Genomic DNA, 24,292 nt, shown 5'->3' on the forward strand with positions numbered 1-24,292 from the left:
GCTACCCCTGCCGCTTCTGCTCCGCCAGCACCTGGTGCAGCGGCTCCGCCACGCGGCGCCGGTACTCCTGCACCGACCAGCCGTTGCCGTCGGGGTCCTTGAAGTACATGAACGTGGCACCGTCGTCCGGCGCGTACTCCACCGGCTCGGACACCTCCAGGCCCCGCTCCACCAGCTCCGCGCGGGCCGCCTTGATGTCGGCGACGCAGAGCTGGAGCCCCTGGTAGGAGCCGGGGGCCGGAGCGGTCTCTCCCTCGTTCATGTCCCAGATGGCGTCGCCGAGGGCGATCGAACAGCCCGAGCCCGGCGGCGTCAGCTGGACGATGCGCATCCCCGGCATGACCTCCTGGTCGATGTCGACGTGGAAGCCGACCTTGTCACGGTAGAAGTCCCGGGCCCGGTCGATGTCGGACACGGGCAGCGGGATCACTTCGAGGGTGAAATCCATGGCATGACTCCTTCGACGTCCTTGTCGAGCGCGATGACCGTCGTCAGTAGTGGTACCGCGCCTGGACGATGATCAGCTCGTCGCCGGTGGGCTTGTAGACCAGGCGGTGCGTGTCGTCGATGCGGCGTGACCAGTAGCCCGACAGGTCGCCCTTCAGCGGCTCCGGCTTGCCGATGCCCTTGAACGGGTCACGGGAGATGTCGGTGATCAGCTTGTTGATCCGTCTGGTCACCTTCCGGTCGCTCTCGGCCCAGTGGACGTAGTCCTCCCAGCCGTGCGACGTGAAAGCGATTCTCACGCCCGCTCCGCGTCCGGGTCGATCAGCTCCCGCGGCCGTGCGCCACCGGCCTCGGCCTCCGCGATCGAGTCGAGCAGGCGGCGGGCGTTCTTCGGCGAGCGCAGCAGGTGCACCGTCTCCGTCCAGGCGGTGAAGTCCTCCTCCGACATGAGCACGGCGTTTCCCTTGCGGGAGGTGATGTGCACCGGGGCATGGTCCTCGTTGACCTGCTCTATCAGCGGGAACAGGTTCTGACGGGCTTCGCTGGCGGTGATGGACATACCGGTGCCTCCCTTCGCGGCTTGTACAAGATATCGTACGAGTCGACGGGTCGCCACCGGAGGGCGGAACCGGGACTCCCCGGCGCCCGCACGGCGCCTGACGGTTACGCTCGGGCCGTAGGACCTTGATCCGGAGGGCGACAGGAGACCGGGATGACGGCGCCGGGACGCAGGAGCAGTACCTTCACGCGGCTGCTGCGGCACGGCTTCACCGATGCCTCGGCCGCCGAGCGGCTGCTGGACGCCGGGGAACTGGCGGCGGTCCGCGACGACCCGGTCCTGCTGGAGGCGCTGGGCGCCACCGCCGACCCGGACCTCGCCCTGCACGGCCTGGTCCGGCTGCTGGAGGCGCAGCCCGACCCCACCGCCCGCCGCGAGCTGCTGGACACCCTCATAGCGGCCAAGCCCCTGCGCGACCGCCTCCTCGGCGTGCTCGGCGCCTCCGAGGCGCTCGCCGACCACCTCGCCCGGCACGCCGGTGACTGGCAGGCCCTGGTCACCTACGAACCGCGTGACCTGCACCGCGGGGTGGCCGAGTTCGAGCGCGGTCTCGCGGAGGCCGACGACCCCGTCTCGCTGCGCGTCGCCTACCGGCGCTGCCTGCTCTCCATCGCCGCCCGCGACGTGTGCGGCACCATCGACGTCGCCGAGACCGCCGCCGAGCTGGCCGACCTCGCCACCGCCACCCTGCGCGCCGCGCTCGCGCTGGCCGAGGCCGCCGCGCCCGAGGACGCCGCACTGTGCCGGCTCGCGGTGATCGCGATGGGCAAGTGCGGCGGCCACGAGCTGAACTACGTCTCCGACGTGGACGTGATCTTCGTGGGCGAGCCCGCGGAGGGCGTCGACGAGGCCGACGAGGCCAAGGCGATGCGCGCCGCGACCGCGCTCGCCTCGCACCTGATGCGGATCTGCTCCGAGACCACCGTCGAGGGCTCCATCTGGCCCGTCGACGCCAACCTCCGCCCCGAGGGCCGCAACGGCCCCCTGGTGCGCACCCTCAGCAGCCACCTCGCCTACTACCAGCGCTGGGCCAAGACCTGGGAGTTCCAGGCGCTGCTCAAGGCCCGCCCGGTGGCCGGCGACGCCGCCCTCGGCGCCGAGTACGTCGCCGCCCTCCAGCCGCTGGTGTGGCAGGCCGCCGACCGCGAGAACTTCGTCGCCGACGTGCAGAAGATGCGCCGCCGGGTGGTGGAGACCATCCCCGTCGCCGAGGTCGACCGGCAGCTCAAGCTGGGCCCCGGGGGCCTCAGGGACGTCGAGTTCGCCGTGCAGCTGCTCCAGCTCGTGCACGGCCGGGCGGACACCTCCCTGCACAGCGGTACGACGCTGGACGCGCTGGAGGCCCTGGCCGCGGGCGGGTACGTGGGCCGGGCCGACGCCGCCCAGCTCGACGAGGCGTACCGCTTCCTGCGCTCCATGGAGCACCGCATCCAGCTCCACCGGCTGCGGCGCACCCACCTGGTGCCCGAGGACGAGGCCGACCTGCGCCGCCTCGGCCGCTCCCTGGGCCTGCGCACCGACCCGGTCACCGGGCTGATGCGCGCCTGGCGGCGGCACGCCTCCGTCGTACGGCGGCTGCACGAGAAGCTCTTCTACCGGCCGCTGCTCGACGCCGTCGCCCAGCTCGCGCCCGGCGAGACCCGGCTGAGCGCCGAGGCCGCCCGGGAGCGCCTGGTGGCGCTCGGGTACGCCGACCCGGCCGCGGCGCTCCGGCACCTGGAGGCGCTGGCGTCCGGCGTCACCCGCAAGGCGGCCATCCAGCGCACCCTGCTGCCGGTGCTCCTCGGCTGGTTCGCCGACAGCGCCGACCCGGACGCCGGCCTGCTCAACTTCCGCAAGGTCTCCGACGCCCTCGGCAAGACGCCCTGGTACCTGCGGCTGCTGCGGGACGAGGGCGCGGCCGCCGAGAACCTGGCCCGCGTGCTCTCCGCCGGGCGGCTCGCCCCCGACCTGCTGCTGCGGGCGCCCGAGGCCGTCGCGCTGCTCGGGGACGGCGACGGCGGAGGACTGGCGCCGCGCGGACGGCCCCAGCTGGAGCAGGAGATACTCGCCGCCGTCCGCCGCGCCGACGGTGCCGTGCAGGCGGTCACCGCGGCGCGCGGGGTCCGGCGCCGGGAGCTGTTCCGCACCGCCGCCGCCGACATCGTCGGCTCCTACGGCACCGAGGCGCATCCCGTCGAGGCCGACCAGGGCGCCCTGGTGGACCGGGTCGGCGCCGCGGTGTCCGACCTGACGGCGGCGACCCTGGCGGGCACCCTCCGGGCGGTCGTGCGGGAGGGCTGGGGGGACACCCTGCCGACCCGGTTCGCGATCATCGGCATGGGCCGGTTCGGCGGGCACGAGCTGGGCTACGGCTCGGACGCGGACGTGCTCTTCGTGCACGAGCCCCGGGACGGGGTGGGGGAGCGGGAGGCGGGCGACGCCGCCAACAAGGTCGTCTCCGAACTGCGGCGCCTGCTCCAGGTGCCGAGCGCCGACCCGCCGCTGCTGATCGACGCCGACCTGCGCCCGGAGGGCAAGTCCGGACCGCTGGTGCGCACGCTGAAGTCGTACGAGGCCTACTACCGGCGCTGGTCCCTGGTGTGGGAACGGCACGCGCTGCTGCGGGCCGAGTTCGTCGCGGGCGACGCGGACCTGGGGCGGCGGTTCGTCGAGCTGGTCGATCCGCTGCGGTACCCGGCGGACGGCCTGGGCGAGGACGCCGTACGGGAGATCCGGCGGCTCAAGGCCCGGATGGAGTCCGAGCGGCTGCCGCGCGGCGCCGACCCCAAGCTGCACGCCAAGCTGGGGCCGGGCGGCCTGTCGGACGTCGAGTGGACCGTGCAGCTCACCCAGCTGCGGCACGGGCACACCGAGCCGGGCCTGCGCACCACCCGGACGCGCGAGGCCCTGGCCGCCGCGTGCGAGGCCGGGCTCGTCCCCGCGGAGCACGCCGCGACGCTCGACGAGGCGTGGGTCCTGGCGACCCGCGTCCGCAACGCGGTGATGCTGGTGCGCGGCCGGGCCGGGGACACCTTCCCGAGCGACCCGCGCGAGCTGGCCGCGGTGGGCCGCTACCTGGGCCACGGCCCCGGCCACGCGGGCGACATGCTGGACGAGTACCGGCGCACGACCCGGCGGGCCAGGGCGGTGGTGGAGGAGCTGTTCTACGGGGGGTGACCCGGCGGCACCGCGGCTAGGCCCGCGTGGGCAGCCAGGACCTCCGCCGCTCCGCCCCCGGTACCGTCCGGGGCAGCGCGTGCGGCAGCGCCCCGTACCAGAGCCCCGCCACCGCGTACCCGAACCCCAGGCACAGCACGCCGCCGACCGCGTCCAGCCAGAAGTGGTTGGCCGTGGCGACGATCACCACCAGCGTGAGCGCCGGGTAGAGCAGCCCCAGCACCCGCACCCACGGCACCGACGCCAGCGCGAAGATCGTCAGCCCGCACCACACCGACCAGCCGATGTGCATCGACGGCATCGCGGCGTACTGGTTCGACATGTTCTTCAGGTCCCCGGAGGCCATCGACCCCCACGTTTCGTGGACCATCACGGTGTCGATGAAGTGCCCGCCGTTCATCAGGCGCGGCGGGGCCAGCGGATACAGGTAGTAACCGATCAGGGCGACCCCCGTGGTTGCGAAGAGGACCAGCCGGGTCGCCGCGTACCGCCCGGGATGACTGCGGTACAGCCACACGAGGACACCCAGCGTCACCACGAAGTGCAGCGTGGCGTAGTAGTAGTTCATGCCGACGACCAGCCAAGTCACCGAGTTCACGGCATGGTTCACGGACTGTTCGACGGCGACGCCGAGTTGCTGCTCCAGGCGCCAGATCCAGTCGGCGTTGCGCAGGGCCTGAGTGCGCTGCTCCGGCACCGCGTTGCGGATGAGGGAGTACGTCCAGTAACTGAGCGCGATCAGCAGGATCTCGAACCACAGCCGGGGCCGGCGCGGTGCGCGGAGACGGCGCACCAGGCCCCGCCCCGTCGCCTCCGTGACGGGGTGCCGAACGCCCTCTTCCTGGCGTTCCGGAGTCCTCACGGTCACGTCACCCATAGGCATGAAGTCTGCCAGAAAAGCCCTGTCCCACCGATCATCCCCCGGGAGGATCCGAGCCGCATCCGGCCACTACGGGTGGCGTCAGGACCGGTTCCGGTCGCCCGGCGCCGACGCCGTCGACCCGCGCACGACCAGTTCCGGCATGAAGACGAACTCGCTGTGCGGCGCGGGCGTCCCGCCGATCTCCTCCAGCAGCGTGCGCACCGCGGCCTGCCCCATCGCCGGAACCGGCTTGCGGACGGTGGTCAGCGGCGGGTCGGTGAAGGCGATCAGCGGCGAGTCGTCGAAGCCGACGACCGAGATGTCCTTCGGCACGTCCAGGTCGCGCTGCCGGGCCGCCCGTATCGCTCCCAGCGCCATCATGTCGCTGGCGCAGACCACCGCGGTGCAGTCGCGCTCGATCAGGGCTGTAGCGGCCGCCTGGCCGCCTTCGAGCGTGTACAGGGAGTGCTGGACGAGTTCCTTCTCGACGGTGTCGGCGCTCAGGTCCAGTTGCTCCTGGACGGTGCGGACGAAGCCCTCGATCTTGCGCTGCACCGGCACGAACCGCTTCGGCCCGAGGGCCAGCCCGATGCGGGTGTGGCCGAGCGACACGAGGTGCGTGACCGCGAGGCTCATCGCGGCGCGGTCGTCGGGGGAGATGAACGGCGCCTGCACCTTCGACGAGAACCCGTCGACGAGGACGAAGGGCACGCCCTGTGCGCGCAGCCGCTCGTAGCGCTCCATGTCGGCGGTGGTGTCGGCGTGCAGCCCCGAGACGTAGATGATGCCCGCGACCCCGCGGTCGACCAGCATCTCCGTCAGCTCGTCCTCCGTGGAACCGCCCGGGGTCTGGGTGGCGAGGACCGGCGTGTAGCCCTGGCGGGTCAGCGCCTGGCCGATGACCTGGGCCAGCGCCGGGAATATCGGGTTCTCCAGCTCCGGGGTGATCAGCCCGACCAGGCCCTCGCTGCGCTGCCGCAGCCGCACGGGACGCTCGTAGCCCAGCACGTCGAGCGCGGCGAGCACGGACTGGCGGGTGGTGGCGGCGACGCCCGGCTTCCCGTTGAGGACGCGGCTGACGGTCGCTTCGCTCACGCCCGCCTGGGCGGCGATGTCGGCAAGCCGTGTGGTCACAGGGGTGGACTGTACCTGTCGGCCGCCGCCTTGCCCACCGATCGGACGCCGTGGACGGCCTGTTGGACGGCCCGGCGCCGGCTGCTGCGTCATCGCGCTCCCTCGAGAAAGTGGCGGCAAGAGCTTGCAGAGTCTTGCACAACCGGCCCGATACCGCTCGGCCCCCGTAAACAAGCGTCTCACGACGGTCGCCAACAGGTCACGCACGGATAACTTCGGAGATCTCTTGCACTTTTTTGCTGCAAGACCTTTCGCCATGCTTGCAACGCTGTTACGTTCACGTCGCCCGACGGCAGCAACGGCGCGTCGGTGTCGGCAGGAGCGGCGGACGGGCCCGCACCCTGCACCACACGGGCTTTCACCCTCAAGGAGAACTCATGCGGCGTGGCATAGCGGCCACCGCTCTGGTGGCGTCCCTCGCCCTCGCGGCGACGGCGTGCGGCGGGGACGGCGACAGCGACAGCGAGTCCGGCGGACCGGTCACCATCACTTACTGGGACACCTCCAACGCGACCAACGAGGCGCCGACCTACAAGGCCCTGGTCAAGGAGTTCGAGGCCGCCAACAAGGACATCAAGGTCAACTTCGTCAACGTCCCCTTCGACCAGGCGCAGAACAAGTTCGACACCGCCGCCGGTTCCAAGGGTGCCCCCGACGTGCTGCGCTCCGAGGTCGGCTGGACCCCCGCCTTCGCCAAGAAGGGCTTCTTCCTGCCGCTGGACGGCACCGAGGCCCTGGCCGACCAGGCCAAGTTCCAGCCCAACCTGATCGAGCAGGCCAAGTACGAGGGCAAGACCTACGGCGTCCCGCTGGTCACCGACACCCTCGCCCTGGTCTACAACAAGGCCCTGTTCGAGAAGGCCGGCGTCGAGGTCCCCAAGACCTGGGACGACCTGAAGAAGGCCGCCGCCACCATCAAGGACAAGACCGGCGCCGACGGCTACTGGGGCTCCACGGCCGGCTACTACGGGCAGCCGTTCCTGTACGGCGAGGGCACCGACACGGTCGACGCCGAGGGCAAGAAGATCACCGTGAACTCGCCCGAGGCCAAGAAGGCCTACGCCACCTGGCAGGGCCTGTTCGACGGCAAGGGCCTGCACAAGGCCGACACCACCGCCGACGCCTACGCCCACATCCAGGAGGCGTTCGTCAGCGGCAAGGTCGCCTCGATCATCCAGGGCCCGTGGGAGATCACCAACTTCTACGCGGGCTCCGCCTTCAAGGACAAGAACAACCTGGGCATCGCCACCGTCCCGGCCGGCTCCACCGGCAAGGCGGGCGCGCCGACCGGCGGCCACAACCTGTCGGTCTACGCCGGCTCGGACAAGGCCCACCAGGAAGCCGCGCTCAAGCTGGTCAACTTCATGACCTCGGCGAAGTCCCAGGAGACCATCGCCCTGAAGAACTCCACGCTGCCCACCCGCGACGACGCCTACACCGACAAGGTCAAGGCCGACCCGGGCATCGCCGGCTACCAGACGGTCCTGCCCGCCGCCCAGCCGCGGCCGGCGCTGCCGGAGTACGGCTCGCTGTGGACCCCGCTCGACGAGCAGCTGCCCCAGATCGCGGGCGGCAAGAAGTCCCTGGACGAGGGTCTGGGCGACGCCGAGACCGCCATCACGAAGCTGGTGCCGGACTTCAGCAAGTGAGTCCGTGTGGCCGCCGGGTCCCCCACCGGAGGGGAGGGACCCGGCGGCCACCGGCCTGAGCGCCGCACCCTCCTCGAACCTCCCGCTCGTCCCGATGCATCCGAAGGTGTCGAACCATGACAGTCGCCATCGACCGCGCGACCGGCAAGCGCCGCGGTGACCGCACCCCGCGGCCCGGCCTCGGCCGGCGTATCAAAGACGGCTACCAGAAGCACTGGTACGCCTACGCCATGATCGCGCCGGTGGCCGTCGTGATCGGCGTCCTGGTGCTGTACCCGCTCGGGTACGGCCTGTACCTCACCCTCACCGACGCCAACAGCCTCAACACGGGGCGCACGATCGGCGTCAACGAGATCGAGGCCACCTACAAGTTCGTCGGCCTGGACAACTACGCCGACATCCTGTGGGGCCCCACCGCCTACGACCGCTTCTGGTCCCACTTCATCTGGACCATCGTGTGGACGGCCGTCTGCGTCGGCCTGCACTTCTTCATCGGCCTCGGCCTCGCGCTGCTGCTCAACCAGAAGCTGCGCGGCCGGACCCTCTACCGGCTGGTCCTGGTCCTGCCGTGGGCCGTGCCCACCTTCGTGACGGTCTTCGGCTGGCGCTTCATGCTCGCCGACGCCGGCATCATCAACTCCGCCCTGGACTGGCTGCACCTGCCGACCCCGGCGTGGCTGGAGGACACCTTCTGGCAGCGGTTCTCCGCGATCATGGTGAACACCTGGTGCGGTGTGCCGTTCATGATGGTCTCGCTCCTCGGCGGCCTCCAGTCCATCGACAACAGCCTCTACGAGGCCGCCGAGATGGACGGCGCGAGCGCCTGGCAGCGCTTCCGCTACGTGACCCTGCCCGGCCTCAGGGCGGTCAGCTCCACCGTCGTGCTGCTCGGCATCATCTGGACCTTCAACCAGTTCGCCGTGATCTTCCTGCTGTTCGGCAACACGGCCCCCGAGGCGCAGATCCTCGTCACCTGGGCGTACCAGCTGGGCTTCGGTCAGCAGCCGCGCGACTTCGCGCAGTCCGCGGCCTACGGCATCCTGCTGCTGGCCATCCTGATCGTCTTCACCTCCTTCTACCGCCGCTGGCTGAACCGCAATGAGCAGCAGCTCGCGAACTGAGGCAGGAGCCACCATGAGCACCACGACCGCCCCGGCGTCCGCCCCGGCCGAGCAGACCGGTACCGCGCCCGACGCCCGGCCGCGCAAGGTACGCGGCCGCGGGGAACGCAGCCGCGCCGCGTCCCTCGCCTCCCACGGCATCCTGACCGTCGCCGGCCTGATCGCGCTCTTCCCGGTCGCCTGGCTGGTGTACCTGTCGCTGGGCCCGGACAAGGACGACTACCTGCACCCCGGGCGCATCTGGTCGAAGATGACCCTGGACAACTACGCGTTCGTCCTCCAGCACACGAACTTCTTCGACTGGCTGAAGAGCTCGCTGATCGTCTCGCTGGGCACCACGGTCATCGGCGTGATGGTCGCCGCCACCACCGGCTACGCCGTCTCGCGGATGCGCTTCCCCGGCTACCGCAAGCTGATGTGGGTCCTGCTGGTCACCCAGATGTTCCCCATCGCCGTCCTGATCGTGCCGATGTACCAGATCCTGTCCGAGATCCAGCTGGTCGACAGCTACCTCGGCCTGATCCTCGTCTACTGCTCGACCGCGGTGCCGTACTGCGCCTGGCTGCTCAAGGGCTACTTCGACACCATCCCCTTCGAGATCGACGAGGCCGGACGCGTCGACGGCCTGAGCCCCTTCGGGACCTTCTTCCGGCTGATCCTGCCGCTGGCCCGGCCGGGCCTGGCGGTCGCCGGCTTCTACAGCTTCATCACGGCCTTCGGCGAGGTCGCCTTCGCCTCCACGTTCATGCTGAGCGACACGAAGTACACCTTCGCGGTGGGACTCCAGAGCTTCGTCAGCGAGCACGACGCGCAGCGCCACCTGATGGCCGCCACCGCGGTGCTGGTCGCGATACCCGTCTCCGCCTTCTTCTACCTCGTGCAGAAGAACCTGGTGACCGGCCTCACCGCCGGCGGCACGAAGGGCTGACGCCCCCCTCGGAACGTCCGGCCGCGGTGCCCATCCGACCCCGCAGCACCGCGGCCGGCCGCATCCCCTCGTCGCCCCCCACCCACGCCTTCCTGACCGGAACCCGTCACATCACAAGGACGCCATGAGCCAGCAGCACTCCGCCGCACCGGCCCCCACCTCCGCCACCGCCACCGTCGCGGGGCGCCGCGACTGGTGGCGGGACGCGGTCATCTACCAGGTGTACCCGCGCAGCTTCGCCGACAGCAACGGCGACGGCATGGGCGACCTGGAGGGTGTCCGCACCCGTCTGCCGTACCTGCGCGACCTGGGCGTGGACGCCGTGTGGCTCAGCCCCTTCTACGCCTCCCCGCAGGCGGACGCCGGGTACGACGTCGCCGACTACCGGGCCGTCGACCCCATGTTCGGCAACCTGCTCGACGCCGACGCGCTGATCCGCGACGCCCACGGGCTCGGCCTGCGGATCATCGTCGACCTGGTCCCGAACCACTCCTCCGACCAGCACGAGTGGTTCAAGCGCGCCCTCGCCGAGGGCCCCGGCTCCCCCTCCCGGGACCGCTACCACTTCCGCCCCGGCAAGGGCGCGGACGGTGAACTGCCCCCCAACGACTGGGAGTCGATCTTCGGCGGCCCGGCCTGGACCCGGGTGACGGAGCCCGACGGCACGCCCGGCGAGTGGTATCTGCACCTCTTCGCCCCCGAGCAGCCCGACTTCAACTGGGAGCACCCGGCGGTCGGCGACGAGTTCCGCTCCATCCTGCGCTTCTGGCTGGACATGGGCGTCGACGGCTTCCGCATCGACGTCGCCCACGGCATGGTGAAGGCGAAGGGGCTGCCCGACCTCGGATCCCACGAGCAGCTGAAGCTGCTGGGCAACGATGTCATGCCGTTCTTCGACCAGGACGGCGTCCACGACATCTACCGCCAGTGGCGGCTGATCCTGGACGAGTACTCGGATGCACTGGGGCCCGAAGGGCCTTCCGCAGAAGGGCGGGGGCGGGTGACGGGCGGGCGCATCTTCGTCGCCGAGGCGTGGACCCCGACCGTCGAGCGCACGGCGAACTACGTCCGCCCCGACGAGCTGCACCAGGCCTTCAACTTCCAGTACCTGGGCACCCACTGGGACGCCGAGGAACTGCGCACGGTCATCGACCGCACGCTGGACGCCATGCGCCCGGTCGGCGCCCCCGCCACCTGGGTCCTCTCCAACCACGACGTCACCCGGCACGCCACCCGTTTCGCCAACCCGGCGGGCCTCGGCACCCAGATCCGGCTGGCCGGCGACCGCGCGCTGGGCCTGCGCCGCGCCCGCGCGGCCACCCTGCTGATGCTGGCCCTGCCCGGCTCGGCCTACGTCTACCAGGGCGAGGAGCTGGGCCTGCCGGACGTCGTCGACCTGCCCGACGAGGTGCGCCAGGACCCGGCGTACTTCCGCGGCGCCGGCCAGGACGGCTTCCGCGACGGCTGCCGGGTGCCGATCCCCTGGACGCGCACGGGGTCGTCGTACGGTTTCGGCGACGGCGGCAGCTGGCTCCCGCAGCCGGCCGGCTGGGGCGAGCTGAGCATCGAGGCGCAGACCGGCGAGAGCGGCTCGACCCTGGAGCTGTACCGCGCCGCACTCGCCGTCCGCCGCGACCACGCCGACCTCGGTGCGGGCGACGCGGTGGAGTGGCTGCGCGCCCCGGAGGGCGTCGTCGCCTTCCGGCGCGGCGAGTTCGTGTGCGTCGCCAACACCACCGGCGAGTCGGTGACGGTCCCCTCGCACGGGCGGGTCCTGCTGGCCAGCGGTGAGGTGACCGAGGCGGACGGCGAGGCGAAGGTGCCGGCCGACACGACGGTGTGGTGGACGCGGGCCTGACCTCCCGCCCGCCGGGCCCGCCGTTCCCCGCCGGGAATGGCGGGCTCTGTCGCGTGCGATGCGCCGGGGGCGGTCAGGCTGTGTCGCCGGGGGCCCACCGGGCCGCCCGGACCGTTCCCTCCCGGAACTCCCGCAGGGGCAGCCGGAGTCCGAGGGAGGTCTCCAGGGCGTGGAAGTAGAGGGAGAACTCGTCGGTCACCTCGGGGTGGTCCAGCTCGGCGCGGCGTATCGCCCGGTTGAGGAAGTCGAGTGGGCCGCCGTGGACGTAGGGGGTGCGGCCCCGGTCGTAGGAGATCAGCTCGATGATCCCGTCGTCGTCGATCCGTTGGCCGTCGCGCACGTGACCCAAGGTGTAGATGGCCTTCGCGGAGCAGGCGCTCAGGTGCACGGTCTCCGTCACCGCCATCTCGGCCGGCGCCTCCCGGTCGGCCCGGGCTACGGGCGGTGTGTCGTGGTACAGCACGAACGCCCAGTCACCCGCCTGCCCGAAGCAGCAGCTGTGCCAGTCCGTGTCCCAGTAGCCGCGGTCGGCGCCGCTCATGTCGGTCAGGTCGGCCAGGCGGGTCCCCGCGGCGACCTGCCCGGGGTCGGCCCCGTGCAGCAGGGCGATCCGTTCGGCGCTGACGTTCTCGCCGCGGTAGAACGCGAGCTGGGTGTAGGGGGACTGCTCGCGCCACGGTCCGGCGATCCACGCGAACCCCTCCAGCGGGTCGCGCCCGCAGGGCGGGGCGGGGTCCTCGCCGTCCGGGCCGCCACCGCGGAAGCGGCGCCCCCAGGCGGGGGCGATCCGGTCCATCAGCCGGGCCTGGCCGGCGACCGTCCCGTCGAGCCCGCGGACGGCCTCCTCGGCCAGGCAGTACAGCGCCTCGTCCAGGTCGCGGGCGAGGAAGACCTCGTCGTAGGGACCGCTGTAGCCCCACACCGTGCCGTCGTCCTCCAGGACGACACAGAGGCCGGTGCACCCTTCCTCCACCCGGTCCTCGTACTGCTCGTACGACGTGCAGACGGGCGGGAGCGGGATGGCGGCGAGCAGGGCGGAGCCCGCCGCCAGCCGGCGCCAGGCCTGTGCGAGTACGTCCGCGGTGATCTGCATGGGCGCAGTATGCGGCCGGGCACCGACAACGCACCGGCGCACCCCGGCCGGCCGGCTGCCGGTCGGCGGCTTCCCGCGCACCTTCCTTCCCCGACTTCGGTCCGACCGCTGCCCTTTCGGTCGATGAACCCTTAACATCTGCGTCACCGCAAGGTTTCTGAAGGTTTCAGCAAGAGCATTCAAGAGATCTTCGGGCGCCTTCGGCTCCCCACAGCGCCTTCGACGATGAAGGAACCCCACATGGCACGCAGAGCCCTCACGGGGGCGGTCGCACTGGCGGCCGCCCTTGTCATGACCCCGACGACACCCGCGCAGGCCTCCCCGCCCGGCGCCAAGGACGTCACCGCCGTCCTCTTCGAATGGAACTTCGCCTCCGTGGCCCGGGAGTGCACCCGCACCCTCGGCCCCGCCGGTTACGGCTACGTCCAGGTCTCCCCGCCCGCCGAGCACATACAGGGCGGGCAGTGGTGGACCTCCTACCAGCCCGTCAGCTACAAGATCGCCGGGCGGCTCGGCGACCGCGCCGCCTTCAAGAACATGGTCGACACCTGCCACGCGGCCGGGGTGAAGGTCGTCGCCGACGCCGTGGTCAACCACATGTCGGCGGGCAGCGGCACCGGCACCGGCGGCTCCTCGTACGGCAAGTACGACTACCCCGGCCTCTACTCCTCGTACGACTTCGACGACTGCCGCTCCCAGATCAGCGACTACCGGAACCGGTACAACGTCCAGCACTGCGAACTGGTCGGCCTCGCCGACCTCGACACCGGCGAGGACTACGTCCGCGGGAGGATCGCCGGCTACCTGAACGACCTGCTCTCGCTCGGCGTCGACGGCTTCCGCGTCGACGCGGCCAAGCACATCCCGGCCGCCGACCTCGCGAACATCAAGTCCCGGCTGAGCAATCCGGGCGTGTACTGGAAGCACGAGGTCATCTACGGCGCCGGAGAGGCGGTCCAGCCGACCGAGTACACCGGCAGCGGCGACGTCCAGGAGTTCCGCTACGCCTACGACCTCAAGCGCGTCTTCACCAACGAGAACCTCGCCTACCTGAAGAACTACGGCGAGGGCTGGGGGTACATGGGCAGCGGCGTCTCCGGTGTCTTCGTCGACAACCACGACACCGAGCGCAACGGCTCCACGCTGAACTACAAGGACGGCGCGAACTACACCCTCGCCAACGTCTTCATGCTGGCCTGGCCCTACGGCGCCCCCGACGTCAACTCCGGCTACGAGTGGTCGAACCACGACGCCGGGCCCCCGAACGGCGGCCAGGTGAACGCCTGCTGGCAGGACGGCTGGAAGTGCCAGCACGCCTGGCCCGAGATCAGGTCGATGGTCGCCTTCCGCAACGCCACCCGCGGCCAGGCGGTCACCGACTGGTGGGACAACGGCAACGACGCCATCGCCTTCGGTCGCGGCGGCAAGGGCTACGTCGTCGTCAACCACGAGTCGGGCGCGCTCACCCGCACCTACCAGACCTCGCTCCCGGCGGGGACGTACTGCGACGTCCAGAGCAGCAGGCCGGTGACCGTGAACGGCTCGGGCCAGTTCACCGCCACGCTCGGCGGCAACACGGCGCTGGCGCTGTACGCCGGCAAGTCCGCCTGCTGAACGGGCGGACGGGGCAGGGGTCGTGGGAGTTCGTGAAAGTTCTTTCCGTTACTTTCACGACCCTTGCCGCAACTCTTGCGACAGCGCTACCGTCTCGCCGGGGTCGGACCCGATCGAGCCGTCGTCGCAAGGAGCTCACGCCCGTGATACCGAGCAGGCCGGTGCCTGACACGCGCCGCACCGCACGAGCGAGAAGGGTCGCGGCCGTCACCGTGGCCGCACTCGCCGCAGCCCTCCTCCCACCCCTCGCCGCGCGGGCCGACGCCCCGCCCCCGCCCCCGTCGGACGCGAAACTCGCGCAGGCCGCCGCCCGGCACGACCTCACCCGCGAGCAGTTCTACTTCGTCCTGCCGGACCGCTTCGCCAACGGCGACACCCGCAACGACAAGGGCGGCCTGACCGGCACCCGCCTCACCACCGGCCACGACCCCACCGACAAGGGCTTCTACCAGGGCGGCGACCTCAAGGGCCTCACCGAACGGCTCGACTACATCAAGGGCCTGGGCACCACCTCCCTCTGGATGGCGCCCCTCTTCAAGAACCAGCCCGTGCAGGGCACCGGGGAGAACGCCTCCGCCGGCTACCACGGCTACTGGATCACCGACTTCACCCAGGTCGACCCGCACTTCGGCACCAACCAGGACCTCAAGAACCTGATCTCCAAGGCGCACGCCAAGGGCATGAAGGTCTTCTTCGACGTCATCACCAACCACACCGCCGACGTCGTCGACTACGAGGAGAAGTCCTACACCTACCTCTCCAAGGGCGCCTTCCCGTACCTGACGAAGGACGGCGAGCCCTTCGACGACGCCGATTACGCCGACGGCTCCCGCCGCTTCCCTCGCGTGGACTCCGGTTCCTTCCCGCGCACGCCCACCGTCCCGGCCGCCAAGCGGAACCTCAAGGTGCCGTCCTGGCTCAACGACCCCGCCATGTACCACAACCGCGGCGATTCCACCTGGGCCGGCGAGTCCACGACCTACGGCGACTTCTCCGGCCTCGACGACCTGTGGACCGAACGGCCCGAGGTCGTCGACGGCATGGAGAAGATCTACCAGCGGTGGGTCAAGGACTTCGGCATCGACGGCTTCCGCATCGACACCGTGAAGCACGTCAACATGGAGTTCTGGACCCAGTGGGCCACCGCGCTCGACGCGTACGCAGCGAAGAGGGGCCGCGAGGACTTCTTCATGTTCGGCGAGGTCTACTCCGCCGACACCGCCGTCACCTCCCCGTACGTCACCCAGGGCCGTCTGGACTCCACGCTGGACTTCCCGTTCCAGGACGCGGCCCGCGCCTACGCCTCCCAGGGCGGCAGCGCGCGGAAACTCGCCGCGGTCTTCGGTGACGACTGGAAGTACACGACCGACAAGGCCAACGCCTACGAACAGGTCACCTTCCTCGGCAACCACGACATGGGCCGAATCGGCACCTTCCTGAAGCAGGACGACCCGGACGCCACCGACGCCGAACTGCTGAAGAAGGGCAGGCTCGCCAACGAGCTGATGTTCCTCAGCCGCGGCAACCCGGTGATCTACTACGGCGACGAGCAGGGCTTCACCGGCGCGGGCGGCGACAAGGACGCCCGCCAGCCGATGTTCGCCTCCCGCACCGCCGACTACCTGGACGACGACCAGCTCGGCACCGACCGCACCCACGCCGAGGACGCCTACGACACGCGAGCACCGTTCTACCGGCAGATCAGCGCGCTCGCCAAGCTGCGCAAGGCCCACCCCGCCCTCGCCGACGGTGTCCAGACCGAGCGCCACGCGGCCGACGGCGCCGGCGTCTACGCCTTCTCCCGCACCGACGCCCGCAGCGGCACCGAGTACGTCGTCGCCTTCAACAACGCCGGTGAGGCGAAGACCGAGACCTTCCCGACCGGTTCGGCCGGCATGACCTTCCGCGGCCTCTACGGCACCGACGCCACCGTGCGTTCCGCCGCCGACAAGAAGATCACCGTCACCGTCCCCGCCGGGTCGGCCGTCGTCCTCAAGGCAGCCGGCAGGCTCGCCGAGCCCGCCACCGCCCCGGCGATCACCCTCACCGCCCCCGAACCCGGCGCCACCGGCACCGTCGAGCTGTCCGCCGACGTCACCGGCGGGCAGCTGAACCGCGTCGTCTTCGCGGCCCAGACCGGCGACGGCACGTGGCGCACCCTGGGCTCCGCCGACCACGCCCCCTACAAGGTCACCCACACCATCGGCGAGGACACCCCGGCCGGTACCGCCCTGCGCTACAAGGCGGTCGTCGTCGACTCGGCCGGCCGCACCGCCGGTGCCACGGCCGCGTCGACCACCGGCACCCCGCCCGTCGAGCAGCCCCCCACCGCGGCCTCCCGCGACCACGCGATCGTCCACTACAAGCGCGAGGACGGGAACTACGACGACTGGGGCCTCTACGCCTGGGGCGACCTCGCCGAGGGCGAGGCCACCGAGTGGCCGGACAGCCACCCCTTCACCGGCCGCGACGCCTACGGCGCCTTCGCCCACGTCAAGCTGAAGCCGGGCGCCACCGACGTGAACTTCCTGGTCATCGACAAGGACGGCAACAAGGACGTCACCGCCGACCGCACCATCGACGTCACCCGCACCGGCGAGGTGTGGATCGAGCAGGGCGAGGAGCGGGTCGTCACGGAGCGCCCCGAGTACCCCGCCCAGGACACGACCAAGGCGGTCCTCCACTACCAGCGCGCCGACGGGGCGTACGACGGCTGGGGCCTGCACGTCTGGGGCGGCGCCGCGCAGCCCACCGACTGGGCGAAGCCCCTGGCCCCGGTACGGACCGACCCTTACGGCGCCGTCTTCGAGGTTCCGCTCACCGAAGGCGCGACCAGCCTCAACTACATCCTCCACAAGGGTGACGAGAAGGACCTGCCCACCGACCAGGTCCTGGACCTCGAAGCCGTCGGTCACGAGGTGTGGCTGCTGGGCGGCCAGGAGAAGCACCTCCTGCCGCAGCCCGCGGGCTCCGCGGCCGCCGTCGACCTCACCACCTCGGAGGCGGTCTGGATCGACCGGGACACCGTCGCCTGGAACGGCTCCGAAGGCGCCGCCTCCACCCAGCTGCTGGCCTCCCGCACCGGCTCGATCAAGGCCGTGGACGGCGCCCTGACCGGCGACGACGCGCAATGGCTCCGCCTGACGGGAACCACTCTCACCGACGCCCAGAAGGCGAAGTACCCGCACCTGAAGGAGTACACCGCCTGGTCCGTCGACCCGCGCGACCGCGACCGGGTGCGCGAGGCCCTGCGCGGACAGGTCGTCGCCTCCCAGCGCACCGCCGACGGCGCCGTCCTGGCGGCCACCGGCGTGCAGATCGCCGGCGCCCTCGACGACCTGTACGCGGCCGGCGCGACGAAGGCCGCCCTCGGCCCCACCTTCCGCCACGGCCGCCCCGCGCTGGCCGTGTGGGCGCCGACCGCGCAGCACGTGTCCCTGGAGATCGGCGACCGCACCGTCCGGATGCGGCGCGACGACACCACCGGCGTCTGGTCCGTCACCGGCCCGAAGTCCTGGAAGGGCCAGGACTACCGCTACGCCGTGAAGGTGTGGGCGCCCGACGCCGGCCAGGTCGTCACCAACAAGGTCACCGACCCCTACTCGCTCGCCCTGACCACCGACTCCGAGCGCAGCCTCGTCGTCGACCTGGACGACCGCTCCCTCGCCCCGCGCGGCTGGGAGGGCTACACCAAGCCCGCGGCGGTCCCCCTGCGGGACGCCCAGATCCAGGAGCTGCACGTCCGCGACTTCTCCGTCGCGGACCGGACGGCGGACGCCGCCCACCGGGGCACGTACCGCGCCTTCACCGACCGGGGCAGCGACGGCTCGAAGCACCTGCGGAAGCTGGCGGAGGCGGGCACCTCCTACGTCCACCTCCTCCCCGCCTTCGACATCGCCACGATCCCCGAGCGGAAGTCCGACCAGGCCACCGTCGACTGCGACCTGGCCGCGCTCCCGGCCGACTCCGACCGGCAGCAGGAGTGCGTGACCGAGGCCGCCGCGAAGGACGCCTACAACTGGGGCTACGACCCGTACCACTACACGGTCCCCGAGGGCTCCTACGCCACCGACCCGGACGGCACCGCCCGCACGGTCGAGTTCCGCGAGATGGTCAAGGCGCTCAACGACGACGGTCTGCGGGTCGTCATGGACGTCGTCTACAACCACACGGCGGCGAGCGGTCAGGCGAAGACCAGCGTCCTCGACCGGGTCGTCCCCGGCTACTACCAGCGGCTCCTCGCCGACGGCTCGGTGGCGAACAGCACCTGCTGCGCGAACACCGCCACCGAGAACGCCATGATGGGCAAGCTCGTCGTCGACTCGGTCGTCACCTGGGCCAGGGAGTACAAGGTCGACGGCTTCCGCTTCGACCTCATGGGCCACCACCCGAAGGCCAACATCCTCGCCGTCCGCAAGGCGCTGGACGCGCTGACCCCCGCGAAGGACGGCGTCGACGGCAAGAAGATCATCCTGTACGGCGAGGGCTGGAACTTCGGCGAGATCGCCGACGACGCCCGCTTCACCCAGGCCACCCAGAAGAACATGGCCGGCACCGGCATCGCTACCTTCTCGGACCGGGCCCGCGACGCCGTGCGCGGCGGTGGCCCCTTCGACGAGGACCCCGGCGTCCAGGGCTTCGCCTCCGGCCTGTTCACCGAGCCCAACGGCTCCGAGGCCAACGGCACCCCGGCCGAGCAGCGGGCCCGCCTGCTGCACTACCAGGACCTGATCAAGGTCGGCCTCACCGGCAACCTCGCCGGCTACACCTTCACCGACACCAGCGGCAAGGAGGTCAAGGGCTCCGAGGTCGACTACAACGGCGCCCCCGCCGGATACGCCGCGGCACCCGGCGACGCCCTCGCCTACGCCGACGCGCACGACAACGAGACGCTCTTCGACGCGCTCGCCTTCAAGCTGCCGAAGGACACCTCCGCCGACGACCGGGCCCGCATGCAGGTCCTCGCCATGGCGACCGCCGCCCTCTCCCAGGGCCCCGCGCTCTCGCAGGCGGGCACCGACCTGCTGCGCTCCAAGTCGCTGGACCGCAACTCCTACGACAGCGGTGACTGGTTCAACGCCGTCCACTGGAACTGCGCCGACGGCAACGGCTTCGGCCGCGGCCTGCCCCCGGCCGCCGACAACCAGGACAAGTGGCCCTACGCCAAGCCCCTGCTGAGCACGGTGAAGACCGGCTGCCCGCAGATCACCGGAGCCTCCGCGGCCTACCGGGACCTGCTGAGCATCCGTACGGGCGAGAAGGACTTCTCCCTCACCACGGCGGGCCAGGTCCAGTCCCGGCTCACCTTCCCGCTCTCCGGGAAGGACGAGACGCCCGGCGTGATCACCATGCGCCTCGGTGACCTGGTGGTCGTCTTCAACGCCACGCCCGAGCGGCAGCAGCAGCGCGTCGAGGCGGCGGCCGGAACCGGCTACCGACTGCACCCGGCGCAGGCGTCCGGAACCGACCCCGTCGTGAGGAAGGCCGCCTACACGCAGGGATCGGGCACCTTCACGGTCCCGGCCCGCACCGTGGCCGTATACACCCGGGCGGGCTAGCGGGACGCTGCGGTTAGGGTGCTCCTGTCCGCCGTAGGAGAACAGGAGCACCCATGCCGCAGATCACCATCGAGCGTTCCGGACACGTCGACGACGTCGACTGGGAGGAGTTCGCTCTCGCCCTGCACCCGGTGATCGTGGAAACGGTGGCCGCCCGGCTGGAGGCGTGCAAGACGCGCGTCCTGCGCGCCGAGGACACGGTCGTCGGCGCCGAGAAGGAGCGGCACGCCATCGTGAACGTCTCGATCGCCCTGCTCGCCGGACGCTCCGACGAGACCAAGGTGCGGCTCACCGAGGCCGTGGTGGAGCTGCTCCGCAAGCACGTCGGGCCCAGGGACGGCGTCCCCCTCCACCTGTCGGCCGAGGTACGCGATCTCGACCCGTCCTACCGCAAGGCCGAGGTCTGAGACCGGGGCCTCAGGACGCCAGCGCGATCAGCCGGCCGACCAGGTCCCCGAACGGGCCGTCGGCCGGCTCCTGGTCGAGCACCCGGCGCAGCAGCGCGCCCATCTCCTCGTCGTGGGCGGCGCTCACCGCGGTCAGCGCGGCGAAGTCGTGCACCAGCTGGGTCTCCAGCTCGGCCCGCGGGATGCGGCGCCCGTCCAGCCAGAGCAGGGCCGTCGACTCGGCCAGCGAGATCCAGGACCGGACGACCAGCTCCAGCCGCGCGGGCGGGTCGGTGACGTCCAGGTGCGAAAGGATCTGGACATACGCGGCCTGCCGTACGGAGGCCACGAGGGCGTTCGTCGTGGAGCTGCCGACCGCCGGACCGCCGCGCATCAGCGCCGAGAACCCGGGGCCGTGCTCGTCGACGAAGTCGAAGTAGCGGCCCATCACCCGCAGCAGCCGCGCACCCAGCGGGCCCTCCCGCGGCTCCACGAACCGGGCCGCGAGATCGTCCGAGGCACGCTGCAACGCGGCCTCGTACAGGCTGAGTTTGCCGGGGAAGTAGTGGTACACCAGCGGGCGCGAGATACCCGCGGCCGACGCTATCTCGTCGATGGAGACCTCGTCGGGCGAGCGGCGGCTGAACAGCTCGAGCGCGACGCCGATCAACTGCCGCCGCCGTTCCTCGACGCCCATCCTGCGACGCACCCCGGTAGTCATACGAACACCTTACCGATCGAATCCGGCCCCCGAACGGGCCGGACCGGACATCGGTGTTCACAGGGCCGGTGAGCGTCGCTCCGTGTGCCGGCCGACGTGGTCCGCGGGCCTCAGCGCAGCCCGCCGATCGTCCGGCCGCCTTCCAGGGTGCCGTTCAGCTCGGCCTGCGCACCCTGCTCGGCCTTCGCCGTCAGCAGGTTCCCGTCGGCGGAGTCGCTGATGCCGCCGCTCGCCTCGATCCGCCCGGTCTCCCGGTCCCCGGCGGCGAGCAGGTACCAGTGCCCGCCCTCCGACTTCCACAGCACCCCGGCCAGCACGTGCGGGTCGCGCTCGCCGCACGCCGGCACGTCCTGCGCCTTCGCCGCCACCGCGCCCTGCACCCCGCCCGGCGTCCGGAACTGGGCCAGCACCCGGGCACCGTCGCCCCGCCAGGTCTCGGCCCGGGTGCACACCCAGGCACCGGCACCGCTCGCGTCGGGCAGCGGCTGACTCGCGTACGCCCAGGCGTTCACCGACCGCACACCCTGCCCGCGCACGGACCCCAGCGAGCAGGCGTACGGCGCCCAGGCCGCCGCCTCGGAGCCGGAGGCGTCCTTCACCGAGCCGGGCCGGCCCGTGGTGAGGCGGGCCGGCACCAGCTCGCCGAGGTCGGTCACCAGACGGGTGTCCGAACCGTCGGCCAGCTCCAACGCGTTCCAGGACGTGCACACGCCGGACTGCTGCTGCGCGGGGCTGGCCACCGGCGAGGTCACGCCGTCGGTCAGCGTCAGCTCCCGGGCACCGGCGTCCGGCTCGGTGAGATCCCGCCCGGCCGCCCCGGTCACCCAGGGTGCCGTCAGGTAGCGGACGTTGCCGTCGGCCCGGCCCAGGACCACCGCGTTCGCCTCGGACCGGCGGGCGCCGTCGGTGCGCGCGAAGTCCAGGGCGGCGCCGGCCGCGCCGTCCTTCGGCTCGGCGTACCGGGCGAGTCGCAGACCGTCGTGGAGGATCACCACGCGCGCGTTGTCGACGGTTCCGGCGTACAGCAGCTGGGGCGGGCCGGCCGGGCCGCCGGTCGCGGTGCCCGGCGTCGCCGAGACGCCCACGTTCTCGCCGGGCCGGGCCCACACGGCCAGGGCGCGGCGCAGCAGCTCCTGGTCACCGGTGAGGTCGCCGCGGGCCGGCCACACCGAGAAGTCGGTGCGCGCCGAGGTCTTCCACGCGGCGGGGGCGGCCTTCGTCAGGCCGGCCGGGTCCAGGGCCGCCTCGGCCGCCGGGTTCCGCGCGTACGCGGGGGCGGCGGCGCCGTCCGGCCCCCAGCCGTCGCCGGGCAGCCCCAGCAGCGCCCCGCACACGACGAGGGCCGCCCCGGCGACCAGGGCGGCCCGCGTGTGCTGCCGGCGGCGCATCAGGTCGGTCGGCCGGGCCTGCAAGGAGCAGGGGTCGAACTCGGGGGAGGCGAGCAGCGCGTATTGGGCGGGCACCTCGTCGGCCTCCCGCAGCGCGGCGTCGGCGTCGGCGACCCCGGCGGCCGCGAGCAGCCGCCGTACGGCGCCGTCGGGGAGGTTCTCCAGCCCGCGCAGCACGTAGGCGGCCCGGCCCGGCGCGGTCAGGGCGGACAGCTGCTGGTCCAGGGCGAGTTCGTCGGCGCCGCCGGAGCGCGGGAAGAGCTTGAGCCCGCGCACCTGGGGCAGCAGCGGCGGCAGCTGGGCCCGCCTGGGCCGGGCGCGCCGCATGAGGGGCAGGCCGGCCTCCAGCGCCGTACGGACCACCCGGAGGCGGACCAGGGCGTATCCGGGGTCGAGGTCGCGGCCGGACGTCTGGGCCGGGACCACGGGGGTCGTCGTCCGGTTCCGGGGCAGTGCGCGCTGGGTGAGGGCGTGCGCGGTCAGGACCCGGCGGCTGCGGCCGAGGCCCGGCGGCAGCACCAGGTAGGCGAGCCGGACCAGGCGCGGATAGTGCTCGACGAGCGCGGCCTCGGCCTGCTCGACGTCGACGACCGGGTCGGCCGAGGAGACGGAGGACGATGCGGGGGGCGGGGCGACATCCTGTGACTGCACGTTCAGCAGAACGAGCGAATCGGTGGATGGTCACCGTGGGCGGGTCGGGCTAGTCGTCGGTCTCCACGAGGAGCCGCGCGTAGGTGGCCATCGAGCGCTGGTAGCGCGGGAGATGGGGTGCCAGCGCGCCGAGCACCAGGGACAGGCCCTCGCGGTCGCGGCCCATGCTGGACAGGCAGAGCGCCAGCGTGGCGCGGACCGCGTCGTCCAACTCGTCGGAGGGGGCGACCAGTTCGGGCGAGAGCAGCTTCACGCCCTCCTGCGGGTGGCCGGTGTTGCGCAGCGAGCTGGAGAGCTGGATCTTCGCCCGGCGGCCCTTGTAGCCGCTGACCTCGCTCAGACCGCGGGCCAGCGCCTCACGGTACAGCGGCACGGCCCGGTCGGAGTGGCCCGTGGAGTCCCAGGCGCAGGCCCGCTCGAACAGGCCGAGGGGGCTGTCGGCGGGCAACTCGTCGGCGAGGGCGTCGATCAGCGCGCGGAAGGCGGCGCCGCCGTCCCCGGGGTCGGTGCGGTCGTCGAACGCCGCCCATGCGGCGGCGACACGGTCTTCCCAGTCCTGGTCCACGGCGCCACTTTCGCACGACCGTGCCCGGAAGGACACGTGCGTCACGCGGGCCCGTCGTCTTCTGAGTACTTCGCGCCCCGGGACCGTATCGATGGCGGGAGCCCTCGCCGGGGCTCCGCGCGGCATGACGCCGGAACGGACCGGAGGAACACATGAGGCTGACCCGACCGATGCTCGCGCTGGCGGCGACGGCGGCGGTGGTGGCGCTGACGGGCTGCGGAGCCGACGGGGACGGCGCGGCGGCCGTGCCCGAGACCGCGACCGGCAGCCTGGAGCACCTGGCCGCCGAGGCGGAGTGCGACCCGAACATGCAGACCGACGCCGACACCATCCGCCAGGCGCTGTGCGAGAAGGGCGAGGAGAAGTACGTCCTCGCCACCTTCGCCACCGACCGCGGCCAGCGCGAGTGGATCAACACGGCCAAGGACTACGGCGGCCACTACCTCGTCGGCCGCAAGTGGGTGGCCGTCGGCCACGAGGACGTCGTGGCCGGCCTGCGCGGCCGGCTCGGCGGCACCCTGGAGGAGGGCGCGCGGCACGACGGCGGCGCGCACCCGGCCGGGCACGGCGGGCACGGCGGCTGACCCCGTCCGGGGGAC

The 24,292-nt window shown here is 71.9% G+C and carries 18 protein-coding genes; 9 read left to right on the plus strand and 9 right to left on the minus strand.

The annotated features are described in order from the left end of the window. Window position 1: 1 nt before the first annotated feature. Genes AC07FV_RS03505 through AC07FV_RS03515 form a run of 3 tightly spaced genes read right to left on the minus strand, consistent with a single transcriptional unit; the run spans window position 2 to window position 1,006 of the window. A complete protein-coding gene (locus AC07FV_RS03505) occupies window positions 2-448 on the minus strand; it encodes a VOC family protein (protein ID WP_383648406.1) in 447 nt (148 codons plus the stop codon). Between the two features lie 43 nt (window positions 449-491). Further along, window positions 492-746 carry a Txe/YoeB family addiction module toxin gene (locus AC07FV_RS03510; RefSeq protein ID WP_479084329.1) on the minus strand — a complete coding sequence of 85 codons (255 nt, stop codon included), beginning with the start codon at window positions 744-746 and terminating at the stop codon, window positions 492-494. Then, window positions 743-1,006, minus strand: a complete 264-nt coding sequence (locus tag AC07FV_RS03515) for a type II toxin-antitoxin system Phd/YefM family antitoxin (RefSeq protein WP_356610672.1) — start codon at window positions 1,004-1,006, stop codon at window positions 743-745. The genes AC07FV_RS03510 and AC07FV_RS03515 overlap by 4 nt, the downstream gene beginning before the upstream one ends. Window positions 1,007-1,159: 153 nt before the next feature. Here AC07FV_RS03515 and AC07FV_RS03520 point away from each other — a divergent pair, with 153 nt between their 5' ends. Then, window positions 1,160-4,165 carry a bifunctional [glutamine synthetase] adenylyltransferase/[glutamine synthetase]-adenylyl-L-tyrosine phosphorylase gene (locus AC07FV_RS03520; RefSeq protein WP_479084331.1) on the plus strand — a complete coding sequence of 1,002 codons (3,006 nt, stop codon included), beginning with the start codon at window positions 1,160-1,162 and terminating at the stop codon, window positions 4,163-4,165. Window positions 4,166-4,181: 16 nt separating this feature from the next. On the opposite strand, the gene AC07FV_RS03525 is transcribed toward AC07FV_RS03520, so the two are convergent. Together AC07FV_RS03525 and AC07FV_RS03530 are read right to left on the minus strand one after the other, a co-directional pair. Further along, a complete protein-coding gene (locus AC07FV_RS03525) occupies window positions 4,182-5,042 on the minus strand; it encodes a phosphatase PAP2 family protein (protein WP_479084332.1) in 861 nt (286 codons plus the stop codon). An 84-nt stretch (window positions 5,043-5,126) separates the two neighbouring features. Next, the gene (locus tag AC07FV_RS03530) at window positions 5,127-6,161 is read right to left on the minus strand and encodes a LacI family DNA-binding transcriptional regulator (protein WP_479084333.1); all 1,035 of its coding nucleotides are present in this window, start codon (window positions 6,159-6,161) and stop codon (window positions 5,127-5,129) included. 377 nt (window positions 6,162-6,538) lie between these two features. Here AC07FV_RS03530 and AC07FV_RS03535 point away from each other — a divergent pair, with 377 nt between their 5' ends. From AC07FV_RS03535 to AC07FV_RS03550, 4 genes are all read left to right on the plus strand, one after another. Then, window positions 6,539-7,810: an extracellular solute-binding protein gene (locus AC07FV_RS03535; protein ID WP_479084334.1), complete on the plus strand. Its 1,272-nt coding sequence runs from the start codon at window positions 6,539-6,541 to the stop codon at window positions 7,808-7,810. Window positions 7,811-7,926: 116 nt separating this feature from the next. Continuing rightward, window positions 7,927-8,931 (plus strand): carbohydrate ABC transporter permease, encoded by a 1,005-nt coding sequence (locus AC07FV_RS03540; RefSeq protein WP_479084336.1) that lies wholly within the window; start codon window positions 7,927-7,929, stop codon window positions 8,929-8,931. A 13-nt stretch (window positions 8,932-8,944) separates the two neighbouring features. Next, window positions 8,945-9,859, plus strand: a complete 915-nt coding sequence (locus tag AC07FV_RS03545) for a sugar ABC transporter permease (protein WP_479084338.1) — start codon at window positions 8,945-8,947, stop codon at window positions 9,857-9,859. A gap of 124 nt (window positions 9,860-9,983) precedes the next feature. Next, window positions 9,984-11,717 (plus strand): glycoside hydrolase family 13 protein, encoded by a 1,734-nt coding sequence (locus AC07FV_RS03550; protein WP_479084339.1) that lies wholly within the window; start codon window positions 9,984-9,986, stop codon window positions 11,715-11,717. A 73-nt stretch (window positions 11,718-11,790) separates the two neighbouring features. On the opposite strand, the gene AC07FV_RS03555 is transcribed toward AC07FV_RS03550, so the two are convergent. Next, a complete protein-coding gene (locus AC07FV_RS03555; protein ID WP_479084341.1) occupies window positions 11,791-12,810 on the minus strand; it encodes a hypothetical protein in 1,020 nt (339 codons plus the stop codon). A 240-nt stretch (window positions 12,811-13,050) separates the two neighbouring features. On the opposite strand from AC07FV_RS03555, the gene AC07FV_RS03560 reads away from it, so the two are divergent. From AC07FV_RS03560 to AC07FV_RS03570, 3 genes are all read left to right on the plus strand, one after another. After that, on the plus strand, window positions 13,051-14,424 hold the full coding sequence (locus tag AC07FV_RS03560) for an alpha-amylase (protein WP_479084342.1): 1,374 nt from the start codon (window positions 13,051-13,053) through the stop codon (window positions 14,422-14,424). Window positions 14,425-14,585: 161 nt separating this feature from the next. Next, window positions 14,586-19,982, plus strand: coding sequence for a pullulanase-type alpha-1,6-glucosidase (gene pulA / locus AC07FV_RS03565; RefSeq protein WP_479084344.1), 5,397 nt, complete (start codon window positions 14,586-14,588; stop codon window positions 19,980-19,982). Window positions 19,983-20,035: 53 nt separating this feature from the next. After that, window positions 20,036-20,389: a 5-carboxymethyl-2-hydroxymuconate Delta-isomerase gene (locus AC07FV_RS03570; RefSeq protein WP_479084346.1), complete on the plus strand. Its 354-nt coding sequence runs from the start codon at window positions 20,036-20,038 to the stop codon at window positions 20,387-20,389. Between the two features lie 10 nt (window positions 20,390-20,399). Here the strand turns inward: AC07FV_RS03570 and AC07FV_RS03575 are convergent, their stop codons facing one another. The 3 genes from AC07FV_RS03575 to AC07FV_RS03585 form a co-directional block, all read right to left on the minus strand. Further along, a complete protein-coding gene (locus tag AC07FV_RS03575; RefSeq protein ID WP_479084347.1) occupies window positions 20,400-21,089 on the minus strand; it encodes a TetR/AcrR family transcriptional regulator in 690 nt (229 codons plus the stop codon). Between the two features lie 110 nt (window positions 21,090-21,199). Continuing rightward, a complete protein-coding gene (locus AC07FV_RS03580) occupies window positions 21,200-23,128 on the minus strand; it encodes a hypothetical protein (protein WP_479084349.1) in 1,929 nt (642 codons plus the stop codon). Between the two features lie 49 nt (window positions 23,129-23,177). Next, window positions 23,178-23,693 carry a tetratricopeptide repeat protein gene (locus tag AC07FV_RS03585; RefSeq protein WP_479084350.1) on the minus strand — a complete coding sequence of 172 codons (516 nt, stop codon included), beginning with the start codon at window positions 23,691-23,693 and terminating at the stop codon, window positions 23,178-23,180. A 152-nt stretch (window positions 23,694-23,845) separates the two neighbouring features. Between AC07FV_RS03585 and AC07FV_RS03590 the strand changes: the two genes are divergently transcribed. Next, on the plus strand, window positions 23,846-24,277 hold the full coding sequence (locus AC07FV_RS03590) for a hypothetical protein (protein WP_479084352.1): 432 nt from the start codon (window positions 23,846-23,848) through the stop codon (window positions 24,275-24,277). Window positions 24,278-24,292: the final 15 nt, after the last annotated feature.

The organism is Streptomyces sp. NPDC045956, assembly GCF_056430705.1.

Excerpts from the sequence above, each read along its gene's own strand:
- AC07FV_RS03545 (WP_479084338.1), top strand. The coding sequence starts at position 8,945 with ATGAGCACCACGACCGCCCCGGCGTCCGCCCCGGCCGAGCAGACCGGT.
- AC07FV_RS03575 (WP_479084347.1), bottom strand. The coding sequence starts at position 21,089 with ATGACTACCGGGGTGCGTCGCAGGATGGGCGTCGAGGAACGGCGGCGG.
- AC07FV_RS03515 (WP_356610672.1), bottom strand. The coding sequence starts at position 1,006 with ATGTCCATCACCGCCAGCGAAGCCCGTCAGAACCTGTTCCCGCTGATA.
- AC07FV_RS03520 (WP_479084331.1), top strand. The coding sequence starts at position 1,160 with ATGACGGCGCCGGGACGCAGGAGCAGTACCTTCACGCGGCTGCTGCGG.
- AC07FV_RS03540 (WP_479084336.1), top strand. The coding sequence starts at position 7,927 with ATGACAGTCGCCATCGACCGCGCGACCGGCAAGCGCCGCGGTGACCGC.
- AC07FV_RS03505 (WP_383648406.1), bottom strand. The coding sequence starts at position 448 with ATGGATTTCACCCTCGAAGTGATCCCGCTGCCCGTGTCCGACATCGAC.
- AC07FV_RS03555 (WP_479084341.1), bottom strand. The coding sequence starts at position 12,810 with ATGCAGATCACCGCGGACGTACTCGCACAGGCCTGGCGCCGGCTGGCG.
- AC07FV_RS03550 (WP_479084339.1), top strand. The coding sequence starts at position 9,984 with ATGAGCCAGCAGCACTCCGCCGCACCGGCCCCCACCTCCGCCACCGCC.
- AC07FV_RS03590 (WP_479084352.1), top strand. The coding sequence starts at position 23,846 with ATGAGGCTGACCCGACCGATGCTCGCGCTGGCGGCGACGGCGGCGGTG.
- AC07FV_RS03570 (WP_479084346.1), top strand. The coding sequence starts at position 20,036 with ATGCCGCAGATCACCATCGAGCGTTCCGGACACGTCGACGACGTCGAC.
- AC07FV_RS03535 (WP_479084334.1), top strand. The coding sequence starts at position 6,539 with ATGCGGCGTGGCATAGCGGCCACCGCTCTGGTGGCGTCCCTCGCCCTC.
- AC07FV_RS03560 (WP_479084342.1), top strand. The coding sequence starts at position 13,051 with ATGGCACGCAGAGCCCTCACGGGGGCGGTCGCACTGGCGGCCGCCCTT.
- AC07FV_RS03525 (WP_479084332.1), bottom strand. The coding sequence starts at position 5,042 with ATGGGTGACGTGACCGTGAGGACTCCGGAACGCCAGGAAGAGGGCGTT.